Source organism: Paenarthrobacter sp. OM7, assembly GCF_029873575.1.
Lineage (GTDB): Bacteria > Actinomycetota > Actinomycetes > Actinomycetales > Micrococcaceae > Arthrobacter.
On record NZ_CP123579.1, the window covers coordinates 1,099,496 to 1,119,275 of the forward strand.

Consider the following 19,780-nt stretch of genomic DNA (forward strand, 5'->3'; position numbering starts at 1 on the left):
TGCATGTCCGCATGCGCACCACGCTTTTGAACACTGCACCAAACCCCTGAGATTGGACACGGCCACCTTGCGAGAATTTACCGCCCGCTTTGCCACCGCCGAGGAAATCGACAACTGGGACAAGCACGTCACGGCCAATCCGAACGGCGGCAACATGCTGCAGTCGGACGCCTACGCCGCCGTCAAGGACGGCAACGGCTGGCTGGTCCGCCGCCTGGTGGTGGAGACCGCCGATTACACCAGCTACAACCTGCTCCTGGAGAAGAAGTTCCCGGTCCTGGGCCGGCTTTGGTACCTGATCAAGGGGCCGGACGCTGCCGCCGTGGATGACATCAGCCCCTTGCTCAAGGCCATCTCCACCCTGGCCAAGGAGCAGAAGATGAACGTCTTCACCATCAAGATCGAGCCGGACATCGTTGAATCGCCAGAGGTTGCAGCACAACTCAAGGCCGCAGGACTGGTCAAGGCGCCCAACATCCAGTCCAACGATTCCACCGCGCTGTTGGACATCTCGGCGCCCGCCAACGAGGTCCTCCGCAGCATTTCCTCGCGCGCCCGGAATGCGGTCCGCAGGGCGCAGCGCGAAGGCTGCGAGGTTGTGCAGGGAGAGCCCGGCGAGGACAGCTATCGCAAGCTTTACGCCCTCATGCGGAACACCATGGACGCTAAAGGCGCCATGCCACTGCGGAGCTACGAGTACTACGCAAAGTTTTGGGAAGAGTTCTGCAGCCGGGGCCAGGGCCACTTCTTCTTCGTCTACGAGGATGGGGCACCGAGCGTGGGGGCTTTCGTCATCAACTACGGCTCCAAGGCCACCTACAAGGACGGCGGATCCACCCAGAACCGCAAGCAGTACGGCGACTCACATCTGGTCCAGTGGGCAGCGATCCAGCGCATGCAGGAGCTCGGCTGCGTGGAGTACGACTTCTGCGGTACGCCGCCTGCCGCAAGGATTAAGGACAAGAGCCACCCGCTCTACGGCCTTGGATCGTTCAAGACAAGCTTCACCAAAACCGTCACGGACTTTGTGGGCTGCTACGACCTCGTCCTGGGACCTGTCCGCTACAAACTTTGGCTCAAGGGTGCGGAACGCATCTTCCGCCGACTCGAGACCATGCGCACCGGCGGCCAGTTCTACTGACGGCCACCGCAGCCCGCAAGCCAAGCAACTTCAGGCCCGCCCCTGCCACCAACGGGTGCAAATCTACATTTAGGTGAGGAAATTTCTTTGACTCCGATTGAGGCTGGAACCGCCATGGAATTCGTGATTCTCAGTGACGCTGATTTCGAGACCTTTGCCAAGGGACACCCACAGGGAAGCTTCATCCAGTCCATGGACCTCACGCGATTCCAGCGTGCCCGTGGCCAGGAAGTGGAACTCTTCGGGGTCATGCAGGGCGGCAGCCTGATCGCTGCGGGAAAACTCGTCTACTCGTCCAACCGCCTGGGCTACAAGATCGTAGACTGCGCCAAGGGACCACTGATGGACTACAGCGACCCCACAGTGGTGCGCTTCGTCGTCGAGCAGTTGAAAAAGCATGCAGCCTCGAAGAAGGCCGCTGAACTGCGGATCTCACCCAACATCCGGTACATCGCGCGCGACGAAGAGGGCGCAGAGCACCCCGAGGTGGAGGACAACCGTCCCCTGCTGAAGGAATTCGAGGGTTTGGGCTTCAAGCACCAAGGCTTCGACATGAACTTCGCCAACATCAACTGGATGTTCGTCAAACAGCTCAACGGGATTGCTGATTCCGAAGAGCTCATCATGGGCATGAACTACCGCACCCGCAAGGCCATCCGTAAAGCCGAGAAGAACGGTGTGTACCTGGAACAGGCCACGCTGGAAACGCTGGATGAGTTCTACGACGCGCTGAGTACCGCTGGAGATGAGAAGGGCTTCACGTACCGCGAACGCGAGTACTACGAGCAACTGCTCCGCAACACTTCGGACGAGTTCACCAAGCTCATGATGGCCAAGATCAACATCCCTGAGTACCGGGCGTCCATCACGGAACGGCTGGAGGCTGAATCAAAGACCCTCGCAGACCTCAAGCGTGAAGTCGAAGAGACTGGCAGCAAGAAAAAGGCCAACCGCGTCAAGGTAGTCCAGGACCTCGTGGACAGCTATGAGCGCAGCCTCAAGGACATCGAACGCTTCCCTGACTCCGTAGGCGTGGCCACTGTGGCTGCCATCCACTTCGCATGCTCGGGCGACGAACTGGTGTGCGTCATTGGCGGCACCGTGCAGGACTATATCTACTTCAATGGCGCTACGTCCCTGTACTGGGGCATGATGCTCCACGCGCTCAACAACGGATACTCGCGCTACAACTTCTACGGCACGTTTGGCATCCAAGGCCAGGACGAGACCGGGCACGGCGGTTACGAATTCAAGAAGGGATTCGGGGGCGAGGTGGTCCAGCTGGTGGGGGACTTCGTTGCACCGGTGAACCCGCTCATCTTCAACGCCTACCGCGTGGTCAGGAAGCTTGCAGGGGCTGCCCAGACAGTACTGGGACGATTGCCACTGGAGAAATTGCCGGTAGTAGGAAAATTTCGGAGGAACCGCTAATCACACAAGCCAAGGGAGGATCACCGCGTGACTGAACGCCCCGACGGGTCCGCCAGCAGGCCCCATACTGACGGGTTGCCCAAAACCCAGCCGCTCAGGCCATCCCAGGTCCGGCAAAACGTCAACGCCAAGCGTATGCTCATGCGTCTTGTCCAAGGTGACAGCCCGCCCACGGCGCCCATGAACATCGTGGACCGTTTGGCGGGAAGCCCTTATGCCAACCCCACCATCCAGGTAGTGGGAGTGGATGCTTCGGCCCGCAAAACCATCGACTTCGCCCTGCATCTGGCGGAGGTCATGTTCCGTTATGGAGCGGGCGCCCTTGAAGTTGAGACGAGCATGATCGCGGTGACGGCTGCCCTGGGCCTGAAGAACGTCGAAGTGGACATCACCAACCAGTCGGTGGCCATCAACTACGCTCCCAAGGACCAGACGCCCATCACGCTGCTGCGTGTTGTTCGATCCTGGACCAACAACTACGCCGGCTTGGCGCAGGTGCACCAGCTGGTGACTGACATAGTTGCCGGGGGAGTGGGCCGCGATGAAGCCGTACGCCGCTTGAACGAAATCATCCGCAGCGCCAAGCCTTTCCCGCGCTGGATGGTCACGATTGCCTTCGGCATCTTCTCCGCAGTTTTCGTGGGCGTCCTGGGAGGTGGCCTGGGCGCGTCCGCGGTGGCCTTCTGCTCCAATATCCTGATCAGCCTGCTCTCACGCCAGCTTGCACGGTGGCGGACAGCGGACTTCTTCAACACCATGGCGTGCGCGTTCCTGGTCACCTTTATCGCGCTGATGCTGAGGTGGGCGGGTGTGGACATTGCTCCGTCCATTGTGGTTGCCGGCGGAATCCTGCTGTTGCTGCCAACGGGTCGACTTGTCTCGTCTGTCCAAGATGCGATCAACGGCTTCCCGGTGACGGCGGCCGGCCGATTCCTTTCCACGGCGCTGACGTTCGGTGCCATCGTGGCAGGTATCGGCGTCGCCGTGGTGGTCGGAACACTGATTGGCAGCGAGGTCCTGGACGTCACGGACACCTTCCCCGATGCGTATCCCTTGTGGGGTCAGGCGATCCTGATCGCGATCGCGGTGGTGGCCATCGGTGTCACCGAACAAACGCAACTGCGCCTGTTGTTCCCGACGGCGGCAGTGGGCATCGTGGGCTTCTTCGTTCTGTGGGGGGCTGGGGCCGCCGGGCTCGGCGATCGCCTGTCACCCGCGGTTGCCGCGGTGGTCATTGGCCTGCTGGGACGTGTGGTGGCGCTCAAACTCGGAGCACCGCAGCTGGTGGTTGCGGTTCCGGCCGCGTTGATCCTGCTTCCCGGCCTCACCATATTCCGGTCAATGTATGTTTTGACCGTCGAAGAGGGAGACATTCTGCTCGGTGCGGGTGGCATGCTGAACGCCGGGGCGATTGTCCTTGGTGTGGCTGCGGGCATCGTGCTCGGCGACAACCTCGCCCGGCCATTGACCAAGGGCCTGTCCAGCAACGAGCGGCGCAGGGTCCGCAGGCGATAAGTGGAACACTACGAACGGCGCTGCCATGAGGCGGCGCCGTTCGTGTTTTAAGTGCTGAAGTTGTACCTGGGCCGAACCTAGATCTGTCCGACCGGAAGCTTCTTCTCCGCTTGGAACACTTCTTCGACGCGACCCTGTGCCCAGTAGCCGGACAGTGACACCTGGGAACGCTCCAATCCCCGCTGGACGAAGAAGATTTCACGGAGGCCCTTCATGTAACCCCGCTCACCGTGGGCGAAAACGTCCACCCGGCCGGGCAGCCATTCAGTGGTGCGCAGGGCTTCGAGCAGCAAGTCACTGGAGCCCGCGGGTACCCCGTTGCGCTGCAGCCAGTGCAGCTTCACGCCGGCGGGGGCGGAGATCGGCAGGATGTCGGCCTCATTGTCCACTTCCAGGAACACCGTTCCGCGGGCATCAGGGGCAAGAGCCTCCACGCATGCTGCAATGGCCGGGATCGCGGCGTCGTCGCCGGCGAACAAGTACCAGTCGGCGTCGGGGGCCGGGTTGTAGGCACCGCCAGGTCCTGTGAAGACCAACGAGTCGCCGGGTTCTGCTGCGGCCGCCCAAGGGCCTGCCAGCCCTTCGTCGCCGTGCACCACGAAGTCGATGGCCAGTTCCTGGGCTTCAAGGTCCACCCAGCGGATGGTGTAGGTCCTGGTGTGCGGCCACAGCTCCCGTGGCATGGTCTCGCGGATGGCCCACAGGTCCAGCGGAAGCTCGTACTCGACGCCCGGCTGGGGGAAGACGATCTTGACGTAGCGGTCCACGTACTGGTTGTTCGTGTAGTCACTGAACCCTGGTCCGCCGGCCACGATCCGCACCATATGCGGTGAAAGGCGTTCATTCCGCAGGACTGTCAGGTTGACCTGCGGGCGGGTTGTACGGGTGGCGGACGAAGTCACGGGGAGAGCAGACATATAGGTAAGCCTAAGCTAATTTCCTGCAAGTCCGCTGGGGATGAGTCAAAGGTTATAAGACGGGCAGTTCCCAGTTGATGGGTTCGGCGCCCTGTTCCACCAGCAGCTCGTTGCTGCGGCTGAAGGGTTTGGAGCCGAAGAATCCCCGGGAGGCCGAGAGGGGACTGGGATGGACCGACACGATGGACGGTGCTCCATCCAGCAGTGGCAGGACGCCCTCGGCGTCTTTGCCCCAGAGGATGGCAACCAACGGGCTGCGCCGCCCCGCACCGTCCGTACGGCGGGCGACGGCGGTGACTGCCGCCGTCGTGATGGCCTCCCAGCCTTTGCCGCGATGCGAGCCGGCAGCTCCGGCGGTGACGCTGAGGACACGGTTCAGCAGGAGGACGCCCTGGCCCGTCCAGGCGCTGAGGTCGCCATGGACCCGGGGAGGTAACCCGAGGTCGTCGTGCAGTTCCCGGTAGATATTGGCGAGGCTGCGCGGGATGGGCCGCGTCTGTGGGGAGACTGCAAAGGAGAGCCCGACGGCGTGTCCCGGCGTGGGGTAGGGGTCTTGGCCCAGAATCAGTATTTTGACATCTGCCAGCGGCTGCTGGAAGGCGCGCAGAAGGTGGCCGGCCTGCGGAAGGACGTGGGTACCGTTCTTGGCTTGGGTCGCGACGAAGTCCAAGGCGCTTCGCAGCTCCCCTTCCACGGGCCGCAGTGCATCGGCCCAGTCGGGGGCCATCAGGTGTTCCAGTGGGCGGTCAGGGAGCTCGGCAAAACCTGTTTGGTCCAGGTTGTCCGGCTCAAGGTCAAAGAGTGCATCCTCGCCATTCACCACGCCATTGTCTCCCGCGCAATCCCGGACCGGCGAATGACAGCGTTGTTATTCGCCCGTAACATAGGGGTAGGACATTTTCCCCAACACGCGTCGAAGGAGTGTGCCGTGGCAGAACCAGCACCGGAACCGATGGCGCCGCAGTCAACAGGGTTTGCCCTTGCAGACCTTGCGGCCGGGATCCGCAGTGACTCTCCGCTCAGCGAACGGGACCAGCAGATGCTGGCCCTGGAACGGCAGTGGTGGAAGTACTCAGGGGCCAAGGAACAGGCCATCCGTGAGCTGTTCGATCTCTCGGCAACACACTATTACCAGATCCTCAACGCGCTGATAGATACCGAAGACGCGTTGGCCCACGATCCCATGCTCGTCAAGAGATTGCGTAGACTACGTACGTCCCGCCAGCGTGCGCGGACGGCACGTCGCTTGGGGTCCGACGCGTAAATCGCCAGGCTGATCTGTCAGCAGCAACCAGCAAGGACAACGCTTCACCATGACCAAATATGCCAAGGACGAATTCGACCAGGTCCCGCAGAACACCTCGCGGCAGGGCGTTCACCGGGACGCCCAGGAAACCACACGCCCCACGTTGTGGCCGGTCCTGACTGTTGGGGCTGTGGCCCTGGTTTTGGGGTTGGTGGCCTTCCTGGTCCTTCCGAACCTCGGCGTGGTGGCTCCCAATGCCGCGCCCAGCGTCTCGACGCCGGCGCCGCAGCAGACTGATTCGTCGCCGTCGGCGGCACCGGGCGAATCCAGCAGTGCACCGTCCGCTTCCAGCGAGCCGACACCCTCAGAGAGCCCCTCCGCAACGCCGTCCTCCGCACCGGTGGACAAGTCCACCCCGGTTGCCGTGTACAACGGTGCCGGCACCGCTGGCTTGGCTGGCCGCGTGGCCGGTCTGGTGGAAGCCGACGGCTGGACACTCAGCACCGTGGGCAACTGGGGCGGCCTGCCGCAGCAGACATCCGTGATCTTCTACAACGCGCCTGAGCAGAAGGTCAACGCCGAGGCGTTGGGCACCTTGTTGGGCATCCAGACGATCCTTGAGTCGCCCGAGGTGCAGCAGCAGTTGGTGGTTGTAGCAGGACCTGGCTACCAGTAAACCCTCGGCCTTCCCGGTGGGTCTGAAGCCCCAACCCGGTTAAGCCTCAATAACAAAAGTGATGCCCCGGGCCTCCATGGGAGCGCCGGCAGAGTGACTGTGGTTACAGTGGATTGATTCCGGTACGGAGATCCCGGCAACCGGTCTTGGCTACTGCGAAAGTGTGGGCATCATGGCATTGGGAACCGTCAAATGGTTCAACGCCGAAAAAGGCTACGGATTCATCACTGTGGATGAGTCGGGTGACGACGTCTTTGTACACTGGTCCGCCATCCAAATGGACGGCTTCCGCGCCCTTGAAGAGGGCCAGCGGGTTGAGTTTGAACTGGGGGAGGGGCAAAAGGGTCCGCAAGCCGAAGGTGTGCGCGTCGCATAGCTTCTTGCAGGTTTTCGCTCCCTCTCCGTCAGCCCTCGGCTGAAAGCCCTTTGTTTATAGAGCAAAGTGGCATCTCTGCTTGCACTCTCCCCGGTCGAGTGCTAATTATTGATTTAGCACTCCTATGGTTCGACTGCTAAGTCCAGGCCGGGTTACCCCGGCGTTGGGCGGCATTCGTTCCAGCGGAGGATCAAGAAACACCTTGGTGGGGTGAGGTCCGGAGCGCGGGGCATACAGAGGCTGCGAGCGAAAGACCGTCCGTCGCGGGCACCCCATCTGACAGGTACCTTCTTAACGACTGTCCCGAAAGGACTACCGCCGTTATGGCCAAGATCATTGCATTTGATGAAGAGGCACGCCGCGGCCTCGAGCGGGGCCTGAACATCCTCGCAGACGCCGTCAAGGTCACCCTCGGCCCGCGTGGACGCAACGTCGTCCTCGAAAAGAAGTGGGGCGCCCCCACGATCACCAACGATGGTGTTTCCATCGCCAAGGAGATCGAACTGGACGACCCTTACGAGAAGATCGGTGCAGAACTGGTCAAGGAAGTTGCCAAGAAGACGGATGACGTCGCTGGCGACGGTACTACCACTGCAACCGTCCTCGCCCAGGCACTGGTGAAGGAAGGCCTGCGCAACGTTGCCGCCGGCGCCGACCCGCTGTCCCTCAAGCGCGGCATCGAGAAGGCTGTTGAGGCAGTCATCAGCGAACTGCTGGCCTCCGCCAAGGAGATCGAAACCAAGGAAGAGATCGCCGCTACGGCTTCCATCTCCGCCGGTGACCCGGAAATCGGCAGCCTCATCGCCGAAGCCCTGGACAAGGTGGGCAAGGAAGGCGTCATCACGGTCGAGGAATCCAACACCTTCGGCCTGGAGCTCGAGCTCACCGAGGGCATGCGCTTCGACAAGGGCTACATCTCCGCTTACTTCGTCACCGACGCAGAGCGCCAGGAAACGGTCCTCGAAGACCCGTACATCCTGATCGTCAACTCCAAGATCTCCAACGTGAAGGAACTCGTCACGGTTCTGGAGAAGGTCATGCAGTCCAACAAGCCGCTGCTGATCATTGCCGAAGACATCGAGGGCGAAGCCCTGGCCACCCTGATCGTCAACAAGATCCGTGGCACCTTCAAGTCTGTCGCCGTCAAGGCTCCGGGCTTCGGTGACCGCCGCAAGGCGCAGCTGGCCGACATCGCCATCCTCACCGGTGGCCAGGTCATCTCCGAAGAAGTTGGCCTCAAGCTCGAAAACGCCGGCCTGGAACTCCTCGGCACCGCCCGCAAGGTTGTTGTCACCAAGGACGAGACCACCATCGTTGAAGGTGCCGGCGACGCCGAGCAGATCGCAGGCCGTGTGGCCCAGATCCGCGCCGAGATCGAGAACTCCGACTCCGACTACGACCGAGAGAAGCTGCAGGAGCGCCTGGCCAAGCTGGCCGGCGGCGTTGCAGTCATCAAGGCCGGTGCCGCAACCGAAGTTGAGCTCAAGGAACGCAAGCACCGCATTGAGGACGCAGTCCGCAACGCCAAGGCTGCTGTTGAAGAAGGCATCGTTGCCGGTGGTGGCGTAGCCCTCATCCAGGCCGGCGCCAAGGCATTCGCCAACCTCACCCTCCAGGGTGACGAGGCAACGGGTGCCAACATCGTCAAGGTTGCCATCGACGCTCCGCTGAAGCAGATCGCCTTCAACGCCGGCCTCGAGCCCGGCGTTGTGGTGGACAAGGTTCGCGGCCTGCCTTCCGGCCACGGCCTGAACGCTGCCACGGGCGTCTACGAAGACCTTCTGGCTGCCGGTGTGAACGACCCCGTAAAGGTCACCCGCTCGGCTCTCCAGAACGCTGCTTCCATCGCTGGTCTGTTCCTGACCACCGAGGCTGTAGTTGCCGACAAGCCTGAGAAGAACGCTCCGGCCGCCGGCGGCGACGACATGGGCGGCATGGGCGGCTTCTAAGCCCCCACGCTGTAGCAATGCAGCGCCCAAGCGTCACGCTTTAGAGCAGGCGACGGCGGTCCCCACCTGGTGGGGGCCGCCGTTTTGCTGTGTGGTGGGGCTCCTATCACGGATTCAGTGTCGGTGGGGTCTGGCAGGATTAAGGTCATGACGATTATTGCTGCCGCCGATGGGTCCGCCCTCGGCAATCCTGGGCCGGCCGGTTGGGCCTGGTACGTTGATGACTCCTGTTGGCGCGCAGGAGGTTGGCCGCACGGCACCAACAACCAGGGTGAACTCATGGCCGTCCTGGATCTGTTCCGTTCCACGGCACATGTGCCGGAGGAGGACTTGCTGATCCTCTGCGACAGCCAGTACGTCATCAACTGCATCAGCAAGTGGATGCCGGGATGGAAGCGCAAAGGCTGGCGTAAAGCCGACGGCAAGCCTGTGCTGAACGTGGACCTCCTCAAGGACATCGACCAGGCGATAGTTGGCCGAAAGTACAAATTCGAATGGGTCAAAGGGCACGCCGGACATGACCTCAACGAGGCTGCCGATGAGCGTGCACGCGCCGCAGCCACGGCCTACCAGCAGGGTGTCGCGCACCGCAGCGGCCCTGGGTTCCCTGGCGCCCCGGGGCTGGGAGACGCGAAAGAACGGGACCAGGCGCAGCTGCAGTCGGCCCCTCTGGAACAAACACGCAGCCGGGCTGCAGAGCCCGTGGTTGCACGGGCAGCGGCTGCCTCTTCGGGGTCGGCGAACGTTCCCGGAGCAACAGTTGGTTCCGCTCCATCGAAGGCCGAACGCAGCACCCGCCCCCATTTTGAGCCAACACTCTTTGGCGAGGCCGGGATCTTTGGCCAGCCTGATCTCTTCAGCGAACTCGAGGATGCTTCCACCCAGGAGCTCTCCGCCGAGGAGACGGTGCTGGCCTTGGAACGGGAACTCCTGCGGCCCGACGTTCGTGCTGACATTGGCAGGATCGGCGTGCTGCTCCACCCCGACTTCGCCGAGATTGGCAGTTCGGGACGGTTCTGGACCCGGGACGCCATGATGATGGCTTTGGAAGAGGAACCCGGCGAACCCACTGACCTGGAGCTGCTCAGTGCGGACCGTCTCAGCGAGAACACTATCCTGCTGAACTATCGCAGCCTCGCCCACACGGGTTCAGCGCTGCGGAGCTCCGTTTGGATGTTGGACCGTGGCCAATGGCGGCTCCGGTTCCACCAGGGGACCTTAGAGAGCTAGGGACTCCGGAGAGCCAAGGACTCTGACCCGCAAACTCATGACCTGCAGGGCCGGCATGCACAGGGGGAAGACAGCCGGCCCCGCAGGAGCTCATGGGTGGGATCGTTAGTAGGCGAAGCGCTGGGTGTTTCCCTGCTCCACCTCGGAGTAACTCGCTGCGGCCGAGGACAGTGCCAGGTTGATGGATGCCAGCGAGGCTTCAACTTTGCCCTGGGTGATGGACCATTCAAGGACCAATGACTGGAAGTTGGTGGCGGCAGATCCGCGCCACGTTGCCTCGAGTTCGTCCAGTCCCCGTTTCATGGCCAGCACATCAGAGCTGATGCGATCCACGGTTCCTTTGACAGTGGCCGACTTGAGCTGAAGCAGCTCGGTATCGACGGAAATGACGCTCATGGGTGGTGCCTTTCGACGAAGATGTTCCGCAGGATGCGGTGGGATGCGTGGGCCACACCATTGAGCCTAGGCACCCGCCTGCAGCCCCGGAACGCAGCTTTGCCGCTATGTGGACAACTGCCGGATGACACAGTTATGTGGACAAACAGCGCACATCAGACGACTGTGAACCCGGGACGGCACTAGCTGGATACCAGCTCGGCCGGCTCCTCATGGAACGGAAGGCTGACCACCATAGTGGCCCCGCCGCCGTCGGTCTCCGTGACCCGCACGGTACCGCCGTGGGAGCCCACGATGGCGGCAACAATCGCCAGACCCAGTCCGCTGCCACCGGTCTCCCGGGTGCGCGACGTATCCGCGCGGTAGAACCGTTCGAAGATCTTGTTGGTTTCCGCATCAGGAATACCCGGCCCGTGATCGCGGATCTCTATCACCGAGAACGAGCCCTCAGGCGTAGTTCGAACGCCGACGGCAAGTTCGATGGGGCTTCCGTCTGGTGTGTACCTCAACGCGTTGCCCACCAGGTTCCCAATGACTTGGCGCAGTTTGGCTTCGTCGCCTTGGACAGGAGCAGCAGTGGGGGAGGCGCCGTCGAGTCCTGTGAGCGTGATGCTCCGGTCCCCGGAGGAGGCCTTGGTGTCCACCATGGCGTCGTGGGCGAGGAGTTGCAGGTCCACGGGCTTGAGTTGAAGCGGCCGCTGCTCGTCCAAGCGGGCCAGCATCAACAGGTCTTCCACCATGGAGCCCATGCGCTTGGCTTCGCTTTCGATTCTGCCCATGGCCATCGCGATGTCTTCCTGCGACGTCAGGGCGCCGTGGCGGTAGAGCTCCGAGAAGCCACGGATGGTCACCAAGGGCGTGCGCAGTTCATGGGAAGCATCCGCCGCGAAGCGACGCATCCGCCCCTCGGAAGCCGCACGGGCCGCAAAGGAGGCCTCAATGTGCGCGAGCATGGCGTTCAGCGAACCGCCGAGCCTGCCGACTTCGGTGTGGGGATTGTCGATGTCCACACGCCGGGAGAGATCTCCCGCAGCGATGGCAGCAGCCGTCTTTTCCACCTTGGCCAAGGGGCGGAAGGACCGGGCCACAGTCCAGGTGGCGATGAAGAAGGCCAGTACCAGCGTCAACAGACCTACGCCTACCACTACCAGGACAGCGTGCTCCATCACTTTGTCCACCGGGGTGAGCGGCAGCCCGATGATGACCACGCCGTTTTGTCCATTGGCCACCACACCTACAGCTACTACACGCCAGTTGGTGCCTGCTGTGCCTCTGACCTGGAAGGGGGTATTGCCACGCTGTTTGGCCTCGGTCGAGGTGATGTTGGAGATTGCGGGACGGTCAGTCTGGCTGCCGCCGAACGGGTACGGATCAAGCCCGGGGACATACAGCGTCAGCGAGTAGTCCGTGGGCACGGCGGAGTCGTTGGGCGCGGTGGGGTTGGGCTGGGTCAACTTGTCAAAGGATTGTTGGTCCTGCGCCAGCGCTACCGCAGCCTTGAGTTTGTCGTCCACCTGGCCTTGCAGGTAGCTCTTGACGAGCGTCAGCGTTCCCGCGCCTGTTGCCGCCAGGGCCAACAGGAGCAGGCCCATGATGATGGCGACGAGCTGCGACCGCAGGGACGCCGATTTCCAGCGTTGCAGCAAGGTCAGCGCTTCTCTGCCGTTCGCAGCACGTAGCCCACGCCGCGCTTGGTCTGGATCAGGGCGGCGGCATCGGGATCGATGTCCACTTTGCGGCGCAGGTAGGAAATATAGGACTCAACGATCGACGCGTCACCGTTGAAGTCGTATTCCCAGACGTGGTCCAGGATCTGGGCCTTGGAAAGCACACGGTTGGGGTTCAGCATGAGGTAGCGCAGGAGCTTGAACTCGGTGGGGGACAACTCGATCACGGTGCCGCCGCGGCGGACCTCGTGGGCGTCGTCGTCGAGTTCAAGATCGTCGACGCGGATTACGGCGTCGTCATCTTCCAGCGGTTGGGTGCGGCGGAGGACTGCCCGGATTCGCGCCACTACTTCGTCGAGGCTGAAGGGTTTGGTGACATAGTCATCGCCGCCGACGGTCAGGCCTGTGACTTTGTCCTCGGTGTCGTCCTTCGCGGTGAGGAACAGGACGGGGAAGTGCTTGCCTGCGGCGCGGAGGCGACGCGTTACCGTGAAGCCATCCATGTCAGGGAGCATGACGTCCAGGACGGCGAGGTCCGGTGCGTGGAGGTCGGCCGCGGCGAGGGCTTCTCGGCCATTGGACGCGGCAACGACCTCGAAACCTGCAAAACGCAGGGACGTGGAGAGCAGCTCGCGGATGTTGGGTTCGTCATCGACGACAAGGAGCTTGGCTTCGGGGCCGTTCTTTTTCATGACATCCATGATGCTCCCAGAAACTGGGAGTTATCTGGACGCTGCATGTGAGCGGACTGCGTGGCTGGTTACGCCCCCAGTGCCAAGCCCGCCCCCAACGCCACCATGGTCACGGCGATGCCGCCGTCCAGGAACCGCCACGACAGGGGCTTTGCAAAGAAGCCGCGGAGAAAGCGGGCACCGAAACCCAGGGAGCAGAACCAGAGGATGCTGCCCAGCATGGCACCGGCCCCAAACCACCATTGCTGGGGCGTGCCCTGCGCGCTGGCTATTGAACCCAACAGGGCGATGTCCAGGTAGACGTGCGGGTTGAGCCAGGTCAGCGCCAGGACGGTGGTGACGGCTGCCGCGAGGCCGCGTTTCGCGCCGCCGTCGTGGGCTGATCCCTCGCTTGGAGTCAGCGATTGCGGACGCAATGCGCGCTTGGCGGCCATCAGGCCATACGTCACCAGGAATGCGGCACCCACATAGCGGAGGACGACGACGGCGGCAGGGGCTGCCGTAATAAGGGCACCGGTGCCAAGGACGCCGGCAGCGATCAGTATGGCGTCGGACAATGCGCAGACGGCCACGATGGGGACGATGTGCTCGCCGCGGATACCTTGTCGCAGCACGAACGCATTCTGCGCGCCGATGGCGACAATAAGGGCAAGGCCTGTGGCCAGGCCGAGGCCTGCGGAGTGGAAGAAGTCGATAAAGGTCACTCTTCGAAACTACGGTTCGGCCCATGTTTAGACCAGCTAATGATTCTGATGCCACGTAAGATTCCCTTATGCCCCAGTTTCCTTCCGAACAGTTGCTGACCTTTGCCACCGTCCTTTCCGAAGGGACGCTCGATGCAGCAGCGCGACTCCTGCACATCACGCCCTCAGCGGTGTCCCAGAGATTGAAGGCCTTGGAGCAATCTGCGGGTCGTGTCCTGCTGCAGCGGAGCAACCCGGCCAAAGCCACCGAAGCGGGCGAGGTGGTTCTCCGCTTGGCCCGACAGGTGGCGCAGCTCGAAGCGGATGCAGGAAGGGAACTCGGGCTGGGTGCGGACGGGGCGCAGCTCGCCGTGCCCATTGTGGTCAACGCGGACTCGCTGGCGGTGTGGTTCCTGCAGGCGCTGGCCGGCGTCCCCGACGATCTCAACGTCACGTTCGACCTCCACCGGGATGATGAACAGCATTCAACGTCCCTGCTGCGCTCGGGTACAGTCATGGCTGCGGTGACGGCGACCCCCGAGCCCGTGCAGGGGTGCCGTGTGGAAAGCCTGGGTATCATGCGCTACCGCGCCGTCGCAGCGCCGGACTACGTGGACCGGTGGTTCCCTGATTTCCCCCGAGGACTGGACGGAGAAGCCCTCAATGCAGCCCCTACGGTGGATTTCGACCGTAAGGACACCTACCAGTGGGCCTTTGTGCAGTCGTGGCCGGGGGCAGCCGGAAAACCAGTTACGGAAGGGCGCGGGCCCCGCCACTATGTTCCGGCCTCCCACGATTTCGGTGACGCGATCCGGCTTGGCCTGGGTTGGGGTCTGATCCCGGAGGTCCAATGCGGCCCCGATATTGCCGACGGCCGCCTCATTGAACTTGCCCCGGAGAGACCTTTTGATGTCCCACTCTATTGGCAGCGCTGGAAGACGGCTTCCAGGGTATTGGACGTTCTCAGCGATACGGTGCGTGAAGTATCCGCGCGGTACCTCAGCGCCGCCTGAACGAGGCGAAATCCGAACACGCCCAAGGATGCTTCCAAAAATGTCAGTGCCCCGTTCCACACTTAAAACATGGCAAACACAGCAGCTCCAGTCAGCATCCACCAGCATCAGGACACGGCGGACATCGAGTTCCACGTGACCTACCTCGACAGCGAGACGGGCAGGGTCAGGCGTGAGGACTTCCACGACCTCACAGCCGCCGAGCGCTTCTCCAGTGCCCAGCTTCGTGACGAGAATTGCTGGGCAGTCGTGGACCGCGTCACCGTCCAGCACACCCGCCGGATGGTTGCTTAGGCGCGGCACGCCTGCATTATTCAGGCCGGTTCCCCGAATGGCCGCCATGGACAAACGGCGATGACACGCCTTGGTACTTCAGCAGCATCATCATTCCTTCAGCTGCATGATCCAGGTTGTGGCAGTGGTCCATCCAGATCCCGGGGTTATCGGCGTGCAGCAGCAGCTCCCACACTTCGCCTGGCAGTACATCGACGGTGTCCAGGACAAGTGGCGACCCCGTCGGTACTACACCGTTCCTGCTGAGCACTTGGACATGGTGGCCGTGGGGATGCATCGGGTGGGGGTCCGCGGTGCGGTTCACCACCGTCACTTTCACGGTGTCACCCAGAGCCACATCGATGGACGGAACCAGCGGGTACGCCGCCCCGTTGACCGTAAAGGCGTAGCGCGGGATGCCGTTGACAAAGCGGAACTGCCGATCCAGCACAACCACCTCTTCCCGGGTGATGGCCACGCCATCTGAACCAGCCTTCTTGCCAACCAATGGTTTGCCATATTCCAGCAGGTCGAGCACAGGGGTGGTGTTGAAGACACCCGTCGGGGCTTTCCCAGGAACGCTCATCTCAGCCGCGCCCGACCCCGGGACACCCGATGGAGCTATCACAACAACAGCGCTGGACGCGGAGTCGGAGCGAAGAGCCACGGGCCGGTCCGTCATGGTGAAGGCGATGTCCACCCTGCCACCCGCCCCCAGGCGCACCAGCTTGCCGGACACCTCGCCAGGTTGGTTCACCTCGGTCCCGTCCACCGCCACCGCCCTGAAGGACGTCCCCTCCACGAGGTAGCGCTGCGGCAGGGAATCGGTGTTGATGAGCCGCATCCTGACGCTCGATCCCGGCGCGGCCGAGTACATGCTCTTGCGGTCTGAGGAGCCCAGCAACCCCAGACCGCTGAGGTCGTGACCGGCCACCACGATGTCCATTTCTGCGCGGGACACTGTGGGATCGTGCACGACGAAGGCGCCGTAGAGGCCCTTGCGGACCCCCTCGGCTGAGTCCTGGTGGGTGTGATACCAGTAGGTGCCGGCTTGGGCGGCCGTAAAGCGATAGGTCATGGACTGCCCGGGCATCACCGCATCCTGGGTTGCACCGGCTACTCCGTCCATGGCATTGGGGACGTCGTACCCGTGCCAGTGCAGGGTGACACCGGCAGCCACATCACGATTTTTGAGCTCCACCTCCATCACCTCGCCCAACGTGGCTTCCAATGCGGGGCCCGGAAGGCTGCCGAACGTCCAGGCTTCCGTGCGCTGGCCGGACGGCAGCGTCACCTGCTCCACCCGGGCCGTGAGTTCATAGCGCCGCACCACGGGATTGGCAGGGGACTCGCCCAATAGGCTGGTCACGGGCGTCGGATCCGCAAGGGTGGCGTTGCCACCCTCATGATGCCCAACGGCGGCCGCGATCACCGCACCGTCCGCTGACCGGCTCCCCAGCCAAGCAAAGACTCCGGAGCCCAAAGCGGTGCACGCCATGAGCCCGGCTACCGCGGCAGCCGCCGTCGGACGCCTGCCCCTTGGGGGAGGGCCGCTGATTAGATCCTCAGGTCCTGGCGCAACGCCGCCCTCAACTCCGCTTTTTAACCGGTTGAGGCGGCGGGGGCTGGGGCGGTGGGGTGTGAACAGCGCGAGCTTGGCCAGCAGCACCGTCAAAGCCATCAGCGACAGCAGCACCGCGAGGCTCCACGGTGCCGGGAAGGGGCCGAGGATGAACGTCAGGGCGAGGGAAGCCACAGCCGATGCCGCTGCTGCCACCATGGCCAGGACCGTCCACTCCCGGGACCAGGCCGTTTTTCCCCGGCCCGGGCGTGCCGGTTTTGTCCCATCAAGTGAGGAGCCGGTGTTCCGCCTCCTCAGCAAGTACGGAACACCGGCCAGCGCGGCCCAAGCCGCGGGGATGGCGGTCAGAGGCAGGTTGATGGTTGTGCGTTCGCTGGCAAACCACCAACTCCCGGCCACCAAAGCAGGAAGTAAGGCATAACGCGCCACTGTCAGTGCGACGGCGGCAACCACCACCAGCACGCCCAAGCCGGCTGCCCGTGACGTGGCCATATCGCGGTTGGTGGTGGACCTGGTTGAGGAAGCAGTCAACCAAACAGTCAACCAAACAGCGGTGATCCAGGCGCCGGCCGAGAGGACGGACAACACCAGGTCAACCGCCAGCAGCTGTGAGGTGGTCACAGCTGCCGCTGGTCAGGCTGTGGTGGGCGACGTTGAAGCATCCGGGGATGCAGCTTTGGGAGGCAGCGGTTGTGGGTTGAGGGCTGCCGCCCGGGCGCGGTTGAACAGCCAATACGACATGAAGATCATCATCACGCCGACGATGGGGTGGATTGAGACCACCCACGAGCCCGCCGGGGTGATGAATTCCGGCGAAGAACCGGTCAGCATGCCGCCGATGATGAAAATGAACAACTGGAGCCACGTCAGCAGGAAAATGCCTGCAGCCAACCAGATCGTCCGGGATCCCATCCGGGCAATGGCAGCGACGATGGCGGCCAGCAGTGCTGAATAGCGGAGTACGTACTGACCGTTCACCGCGTGGTAGACGCCCGCTTCACGCTGGGCTTCGATGGTGTTCTGGAAATGGAAGTATCCGGCGAAGAACAGCTGTGCGAGTGCTGACAGCAGGACGATCGCGGAGAGGACCAAGAGGGCTTTGCGCATGGGGAATCCTCTGGTGGAATTTCTCAGATTCTTCTAGGCCTTCGAACCGCCGGCTCCCTGGCTGCGGGCTTCCCCCACCGCCGACGGCTGGCCGCCTGGATGCCTGGACCGGGGGCAACCATTAAGGGCGGAGAGCTTCACTTGGAATCGTAAAGTTGCTGGAGATGAATAGCAAGGGTTTGCCGCTTCACGCCAGCGCTTTTACTGTTCCTGCCCCACATCCTTGCCCACATCATTGGCATCCATGATCCGGTAGGCGTAGCCCTGTTCGGCCAGGAAACGCTGCCGTTTGGCAGCGAAATCCTGGTCCAGGGTGTCACGGGCCACCAACGAATAGAAGCGGGCAGCGCGGCCGTCCTGCTTGGGACGCAGGAGCCGGCCCAGCCGCTGTGCCTCTTCCTGGCGTGAGCCGAACGAGCCCGACACCTGGATGGCCACTGACGCTTCCGGAAGGTCGATGGAGAAGTTGGCCACCTTGGACACCACCAACGTGTGGATCTCACCCTTGCGGAAGGCGTCAAAAAGTTTCTGCCGTGCTTTGACGGTGGTTTCGCCCTTGATCAGGGGAGCGTCCAAGCGCTCGGCGATCTCATCCAACTGGTCGATGTACTGGCCGATCACCAGCAGCTGTTCGCCTTTGTGGACCGCTACGAGGTCTTCCACCAACTTGGTCTTGGTTTCCGAGGTTGCGCAGAGCCTGTACTTGTCCGCGTCATCGGCCATGGCGTAGGCCACCCGTTCGTCGCGGGGCAGATCCACGCGGACTTCCACGCAGTCTGCAGGTGCGATGTAGCCCTGCGCTTCGATGTCCTTCCACGGTGCGTCATACCGCTTGGGCCCAATGAGGCTGAAGACCTCACCCTCACGGCCGTCTTCCCGAACCAAGGTGGCCGTGAGGCCAAGGCGGCGCCGGGCCTGGAGGTCGGCGGTCATGCGGAAGATCGGGGCGGGCAGAAGGTGGACTTCGTCGTAAATGATGAGTCCCCAGTCGTGCCCGTCCACGAGCTCCAGGTGCGGATACAGCCCGCCGCGCTTGGTGGTGAGGACCTGGTAGGTGGCGATGGTGACAGGGCGGACTTCCTTGACGGCTCCGGAATATTCGCCGATCTCGTCTTCGGTCAGGGAGGTCCGCTTGAGCAGCTCATCCTTCCACTGGCGGGCAGAGACGGTGTTGGTGACCAGGATCAGCGTGGTGGTGGAGGACGTCGCCATTGCGGCCGCACCCACCAGCGTCTTACCGGCACCGCAGGGGAGTACGACGACGCCGCTGCCGCCGGCCCAGAAGTTCTCCGTAGCCAGCTTTTGGTACGGGCGCAGCTGCCAGCCACTCTCGTCCAGCATGATCAGGTGGGGCTGCCCATCCACGTACCCGGCCAGGTCCTCGGCCGGCCAGCCGAGTTTGAGCAGCAGCTGCTTCAATTGGCCCCGCTGCGAGGAGTGCACCACCACGGTTTCGCCATCGATTCTGGGCCCCAGCAGGGGAGCGATCTTCTTGGCACGGATGACTTCCTCAAGCACGGGGTAGTCGTCGGTGCGCATCACCAGCCCGTGCTGGGCATCTTTCTCCAGGCGCAGCCGCCCGTAGCGGGACATGGTCTCTGCGATGTCGATCAGCAGGGCGTGTGGCACGGGGAAGCGGGAGTACTTCAGCAAGGTGTCCAGCACCTGCTCGGCGTCCAGCCCCGCGGCCCGCGCGTTCCAGAGGCCCAATGGTGTCAGCCGGTAGCTGTGCATGTGCTCGGGGGCGCGTTCCAACTCTGCAAAGGCCGCGATCGCGTGCCGGGCCTCGGTAGCGAGCTCGTGGTCCACTTCCAGCAGGATGGTCTTGTCACTTTGTACGATCAGCGGACCGTCGGTCACTGTTGAATCCTCACTTGCGCAGCATC

At 62.9% G+C, this 19,780-nt stretch carries 19 protein-coding genes; 10 read left to right on the forward strand and 9 right to left on the reverse strand.

What is annotated here, in order from left to right:
• The first annotated feature begins 52 nt into the window (after window positions 1–52).
• The 3 genes from QEH68_RS05145 to QEH68_RS05155 all read left to right on the forward strand — a co-directional run bounded on the left by QEH68_RS05145 (window position 53) and on the right by QEH68_RS05155 (window position 4,087).
• Window positions 53–1,141, forward strand: coding sequence for a peptidoglycan bridge formation glycyltransferase FemA/FemB family protein (locus tag QEH68_RS05145; RefSeq protein ID WP_280627052.1), 1,089 nt, complete (start codon window positions 53–55; stop codon window positions 1,139–1,141).
• 114 nt (window positions 1,142–1,255) lie between these two features.
• Window positions 1,256–2,572 (forward strand): peptidoglycan bridge formation glycyltransferase FemA/FemB family protein, encoded by a 1,317-nt coding sequence (locus QEH68_RS05150; RefSeq protein ID WP_280627978.1) that lies wholly within the window; start codon window positions 1,256–1,258, stop codon window positions 2,570–2,572.
• Between the two features lie 27 nt (window positions 2,573–2,599).
• Window positions 2,600–4,087, forward strand: a complete 1,488-nt coding sequence (locus QEH68_RS05155) for a threonine/serine exporter family protein (RefSeq protein ID WP_207596559.1) — start codon at window positions 2,600–2,602, stop codon at window positions 4,085–4,087.
• A gap of 77 nt (window positions 4,088–4,164) precedes the next feature.
• On the opposite strand, the gene QEH68_RS05160 is transcribed toward QEH68_RS05155, so the two are convergent.
• Together QEH68_RS05160 and QEH68_RS05165 are read right to left on the reverse strand one after the other, a co-directional pair.
• Window positions 4,165–5,004 (reverse strand): siderophore-interacting protein, encoded by an 840-nt coding sequence (locus tag QEH68_RS05160; RefSeq protein WP_207596560.1) that lies wholly within the window; start codon window positions 5,002–5,004, stop codon window positions 4,165–4,167.
• Between the two features lie 52 nt (window positions 5,005–5,056).
• Window positions 5,057–5,827, reverse strand: coding sequence for a uracil-DNA glycosylase (locus tag QEH68_RS05165; RefSeq protein ID WP_280627056.1), 771 nt, complete (start codon window positions 5,825–5,827; stop codon window positions 5,057–5,059).
• Window positions 5,828–5,956: 129 nt separating this feature from the next.
• Between QEH68_RS05165 and QEH68_RS05170 the strand changes: the two genes are divergently transcribed.
• The 5 genes from QEH68_RS05170 to QEH68_RS05190 all read left to right on the forward strand — a co-directional run bounded on the left by QEH68_RS05170 (window position 5,957) and on the right by QEH68_RS05190 (window position 10,481).
• Window positions 5,957–6,268, forward strand: a complete 312-nt coding sequence (locus QEH68_RS05170; RefSeq protein ID WP_198318448.1) for a DUF3263 domain-containing protein — start codon at window positions 5,957–5,959, stop codon at window positions 6,266–6,268.
• Window positions 6,269–6,317: 49 nt separating this feature from the next.
• Window positions 6,318–6,926: a LytR C-terminal domain-containing protein gene (locus QEH68_RS05175; protein ID WP_207596562.1), complete on the forward strand. Its 609-nt coding sequence runs from the start codon at window positions 6,318–6,320 to the stop codon at window positions 6,924–6,926.
• A gap of 172 nt (window positions 6,927–7,098) precedes the next feature.
• Window positions 7,099–7,302 (forward strand): cold-shock protein, encoded by a 204-nt coding sequence (locus QEH68_RS05180; protein WP_011773737.1) that lies wholly within the window; start codon window positions 7,099–7,101, stop codon window positions 7,300–7,302.
• A 323-nt stretch (window positions 7,303–7,625) separates the two neighbouring features.
• Window positions 7,626–9,251, forward strand: a complete 1,626-nt coding sequence (groL, locus tag QEH68_RS05185) for a chaperonin GroEL (RefSeq protein WP_089593895.1) — start codon at window positions 7,626–7,628, stop codon at window positions 9,249–9,251.
• A 147-nt stretch (window positions 9,252–9,398) separates the two neighbouring features.
• Window positions 9,399–10,481: a ribonuclease HI family protein gene (locus QEH68_RS05190; protein ID WP_280627070.1), complete on the forward strand. Its 1,083-nt coding sequence runs from the start codon at window positions 9,399–9,401 to the stop codon at window positions 10,479–10,481.
• A gap of 105 nt (window positions 10,482–10,586) precedes the next feature.
• Here the strand turns inward: QEH68_RS05190 and QEH68_RS05195 are convergent, their stop codons facing one another.
• From QEH68_RS05195 to QEH68_RS05210, 4 genes are all read right to left on the reverse strand, one after another.
• Window positions 10,587–10,877, reverse strand: coding sequence for a WXG100 family type VII secretion target (locus QEH68_RS05195; protein WP_207596565.1), 291 nt, complete (start codon window positions 10,875–10,877; stop codon window positions 10,587–10,589).
• A gap of 182 nt (window positions 10,878–11,059) precedes the next feature.
• Window positions 11,060–12,523: a HAMP domain-containing sensor histidine kinase gene (locus QEH68_RS05200; protein ID WP_280627072.1), complete on the reverse strand. Its 1,464-nt coding sequence runs from the start codon at window positions 12,521–12,523 to the stop codon at window positions 11,060–11,062.
• 2 nt (window positions 12,524–12,525) lie between these two features.
• Entirely contained in the window at window positions 12,526–13,236 is a 711-nt protein-coding gene (locus tag QEH68_RS05205; RefSeq protein ID WP_026543233.1) for a response regulator transcription factor, read from the reverse strand.
• 68 nt (window positions 13,237–13,304) lie between these two features.
• Window positions 13,305–13,940 (reverse strand): LysE/ArgO family amino acid transporter, encoded by a 636-nt coding sequence (locus tag QEH68_RS05210; RefSeq protein ID WP_280627074.1) that lies wholly within the window; start codon window positions 13,938–13,940, stop codon window positions 13,305–13,307.
• A 68-nt stretch (window positions 13,941–14,008) separates the two neighbouring features.
• Between QEH68_RS05210 and QEH68_RS05215 the strand changes: the two genes are divergently transcribed.
• Both QEH68_RS05215 and QEH68_RS05220 read left to right on the forward strand, forming a co-directional pair.
• Entirely contained in the window at window positions 14,009–14,932 is a 924-nt protein-coding gene (locus tag QEH68_RS05215) for a LysR family transcriptional regulator ArgP (RefSeq protein ID WP_207596568.1), read from the forward strand.
• Window positions 14,933–15,001: 69 nt separating this feature from the next.
• Window positions 15,002–15,226, forward strand: coding sequence for a hypothetical protein (locus QEH68_RS05220; protein WP_280627076.1), 225 nt, complete (start codon window positions 15,002–15,004; stop codon window positions 15,224–15,226).
• Between the two features lie 16 nt (window positions 15,227–15,242).
• On the opposite strand, the gene QEH68_RS05225 is transcribed toward QEH68_RS05220, so the two are convergent.
• The 3 genes from QEH68_RS05225 to QEH68_RS05235 form a co-directional block, all read right to left on the reverse strand.
• Window positions 15,243–17,408: a multicopper oxidase family protein gene (locus QEH68_RS05225; protein WP_280627078.1), complete on the reverse strand. Its 2,166-nt coding sequence runs from the start codon at window positions 17,406–17,408 to the stop codon at window positions 15,243–15,245.
• 12 nt (window positions 17,409–17,420) lie between these two features.
• Complete coding sequence (locus QEH68_RS05230) at window positions 17,421–17,894, reverse strand: hypothetical protein (RefSeq protein WP_207596571.1); 474 nt, start codon at window positions 17,892–17,894, stop codon at window positions 17,421–17,423.
• A gap of 201 nt (window positions 17,895–18,095) precedes the next feature.
• A complete protein-coding gene (locus QEH68_RS05235) occupies window positions 18,096–19,754 on the reverse strand; it encodes a DNA repair helicase XPB (protein WP_280627080.1) in 1,659 nt (552 codons plus the stop codon).
• Window positions 19,755–19,780 lie beyond the last annotated feature (26 nt).

Excerpts from the sequence above, each read along its gene's own strand:
- QEH68_RS05150 (WP_280627978.1), top strand. The coding sequence starts at position 1,256 with ATGGAATTCGTGATTCTCAGTGACGCTGATTTCGAGACCTTTGCCAAG.
- QEH68_RS05160 (WP_207596560.1), bottom strand. The coding sequence starts at position 5,004 with ATGTCTGCTCTCCCCGTGACTTCGTCCGCCACCCGTACAACCCGCCCG.
- QEH68_RS05170 (WP_198318448.1), top strand. The coding sequence starts at position 5,957 with ATGGCGCCGCAGTCAACAGGGTTTGCCCTTGCAGACCTTGCGGCCGGG.
- QEH68_RS05175 (WP_207596562.1), top strand. The coding sequence starts at position 6,318 with ATGACCAAATATGCCAAGGACGAATTCGACCAGGTCCCGCAGAACACC.
- QEH68_RS05180 (WP_011773737.1), top strand. The coding sequence starts at position 7,099 with ATGGCATTGGGAACCGTCAAATGGTTCAACGCCGAAAAAGGCTACGGA.
- groL (WP_089593895.1), top strand. The coding sequence starts at position 7,626 with ATGGCCAAGATCATTGCATTTGATGAAGAGGCACGCCGCGGCCTCGAG.
- QEH68_RS05190 (WP_280627070.1), top strand. The coding sequence starts at position 9,399 with ATGACGATTATTGCTGCCGCCGATGGGTCCGCCCTCGGCAATCCTGGG.
- QEH68_RS05195 (WP_207596565.1), bottom strand. The coding sequence starts at position 10,877 with ATGAGCGTCATTTCCGTCGATACCGAGCTGCTTCAGCTCAAGTCGGCC.
- QEH68_RS05205 (WP_026543233.1), bottom strand. The coding sequence starts at position 13,236 with ATGAAAAAGAACGGCCCCGAAGCCAAGCTCCTTGTCGTCGATGACGAA.
- QEH68_RS05215 (WP_207596568.1), top strand. The coding sequence starts at position 14,009 with ATGCCCCAGTTTCCTTCCGAACAGTTGCTGACCTTTGCCACCGTCCTT.
- QEH68_RS05220 (WP_280627076.1), top strand. The coding sequence starts at position 15,002 with ATGGCAAACACAGCAGCTCCAGTCAGCATCCACCAGCATCAGGACACG.
- QEH68_RS05230 (WP_207596571.1), bottom strand. The coding sequence starts at position 17,894 with ATGCGCAAAGCCCTCTTGGTCCTCTCCGCGATCGTCCTGCTGTCAGCA.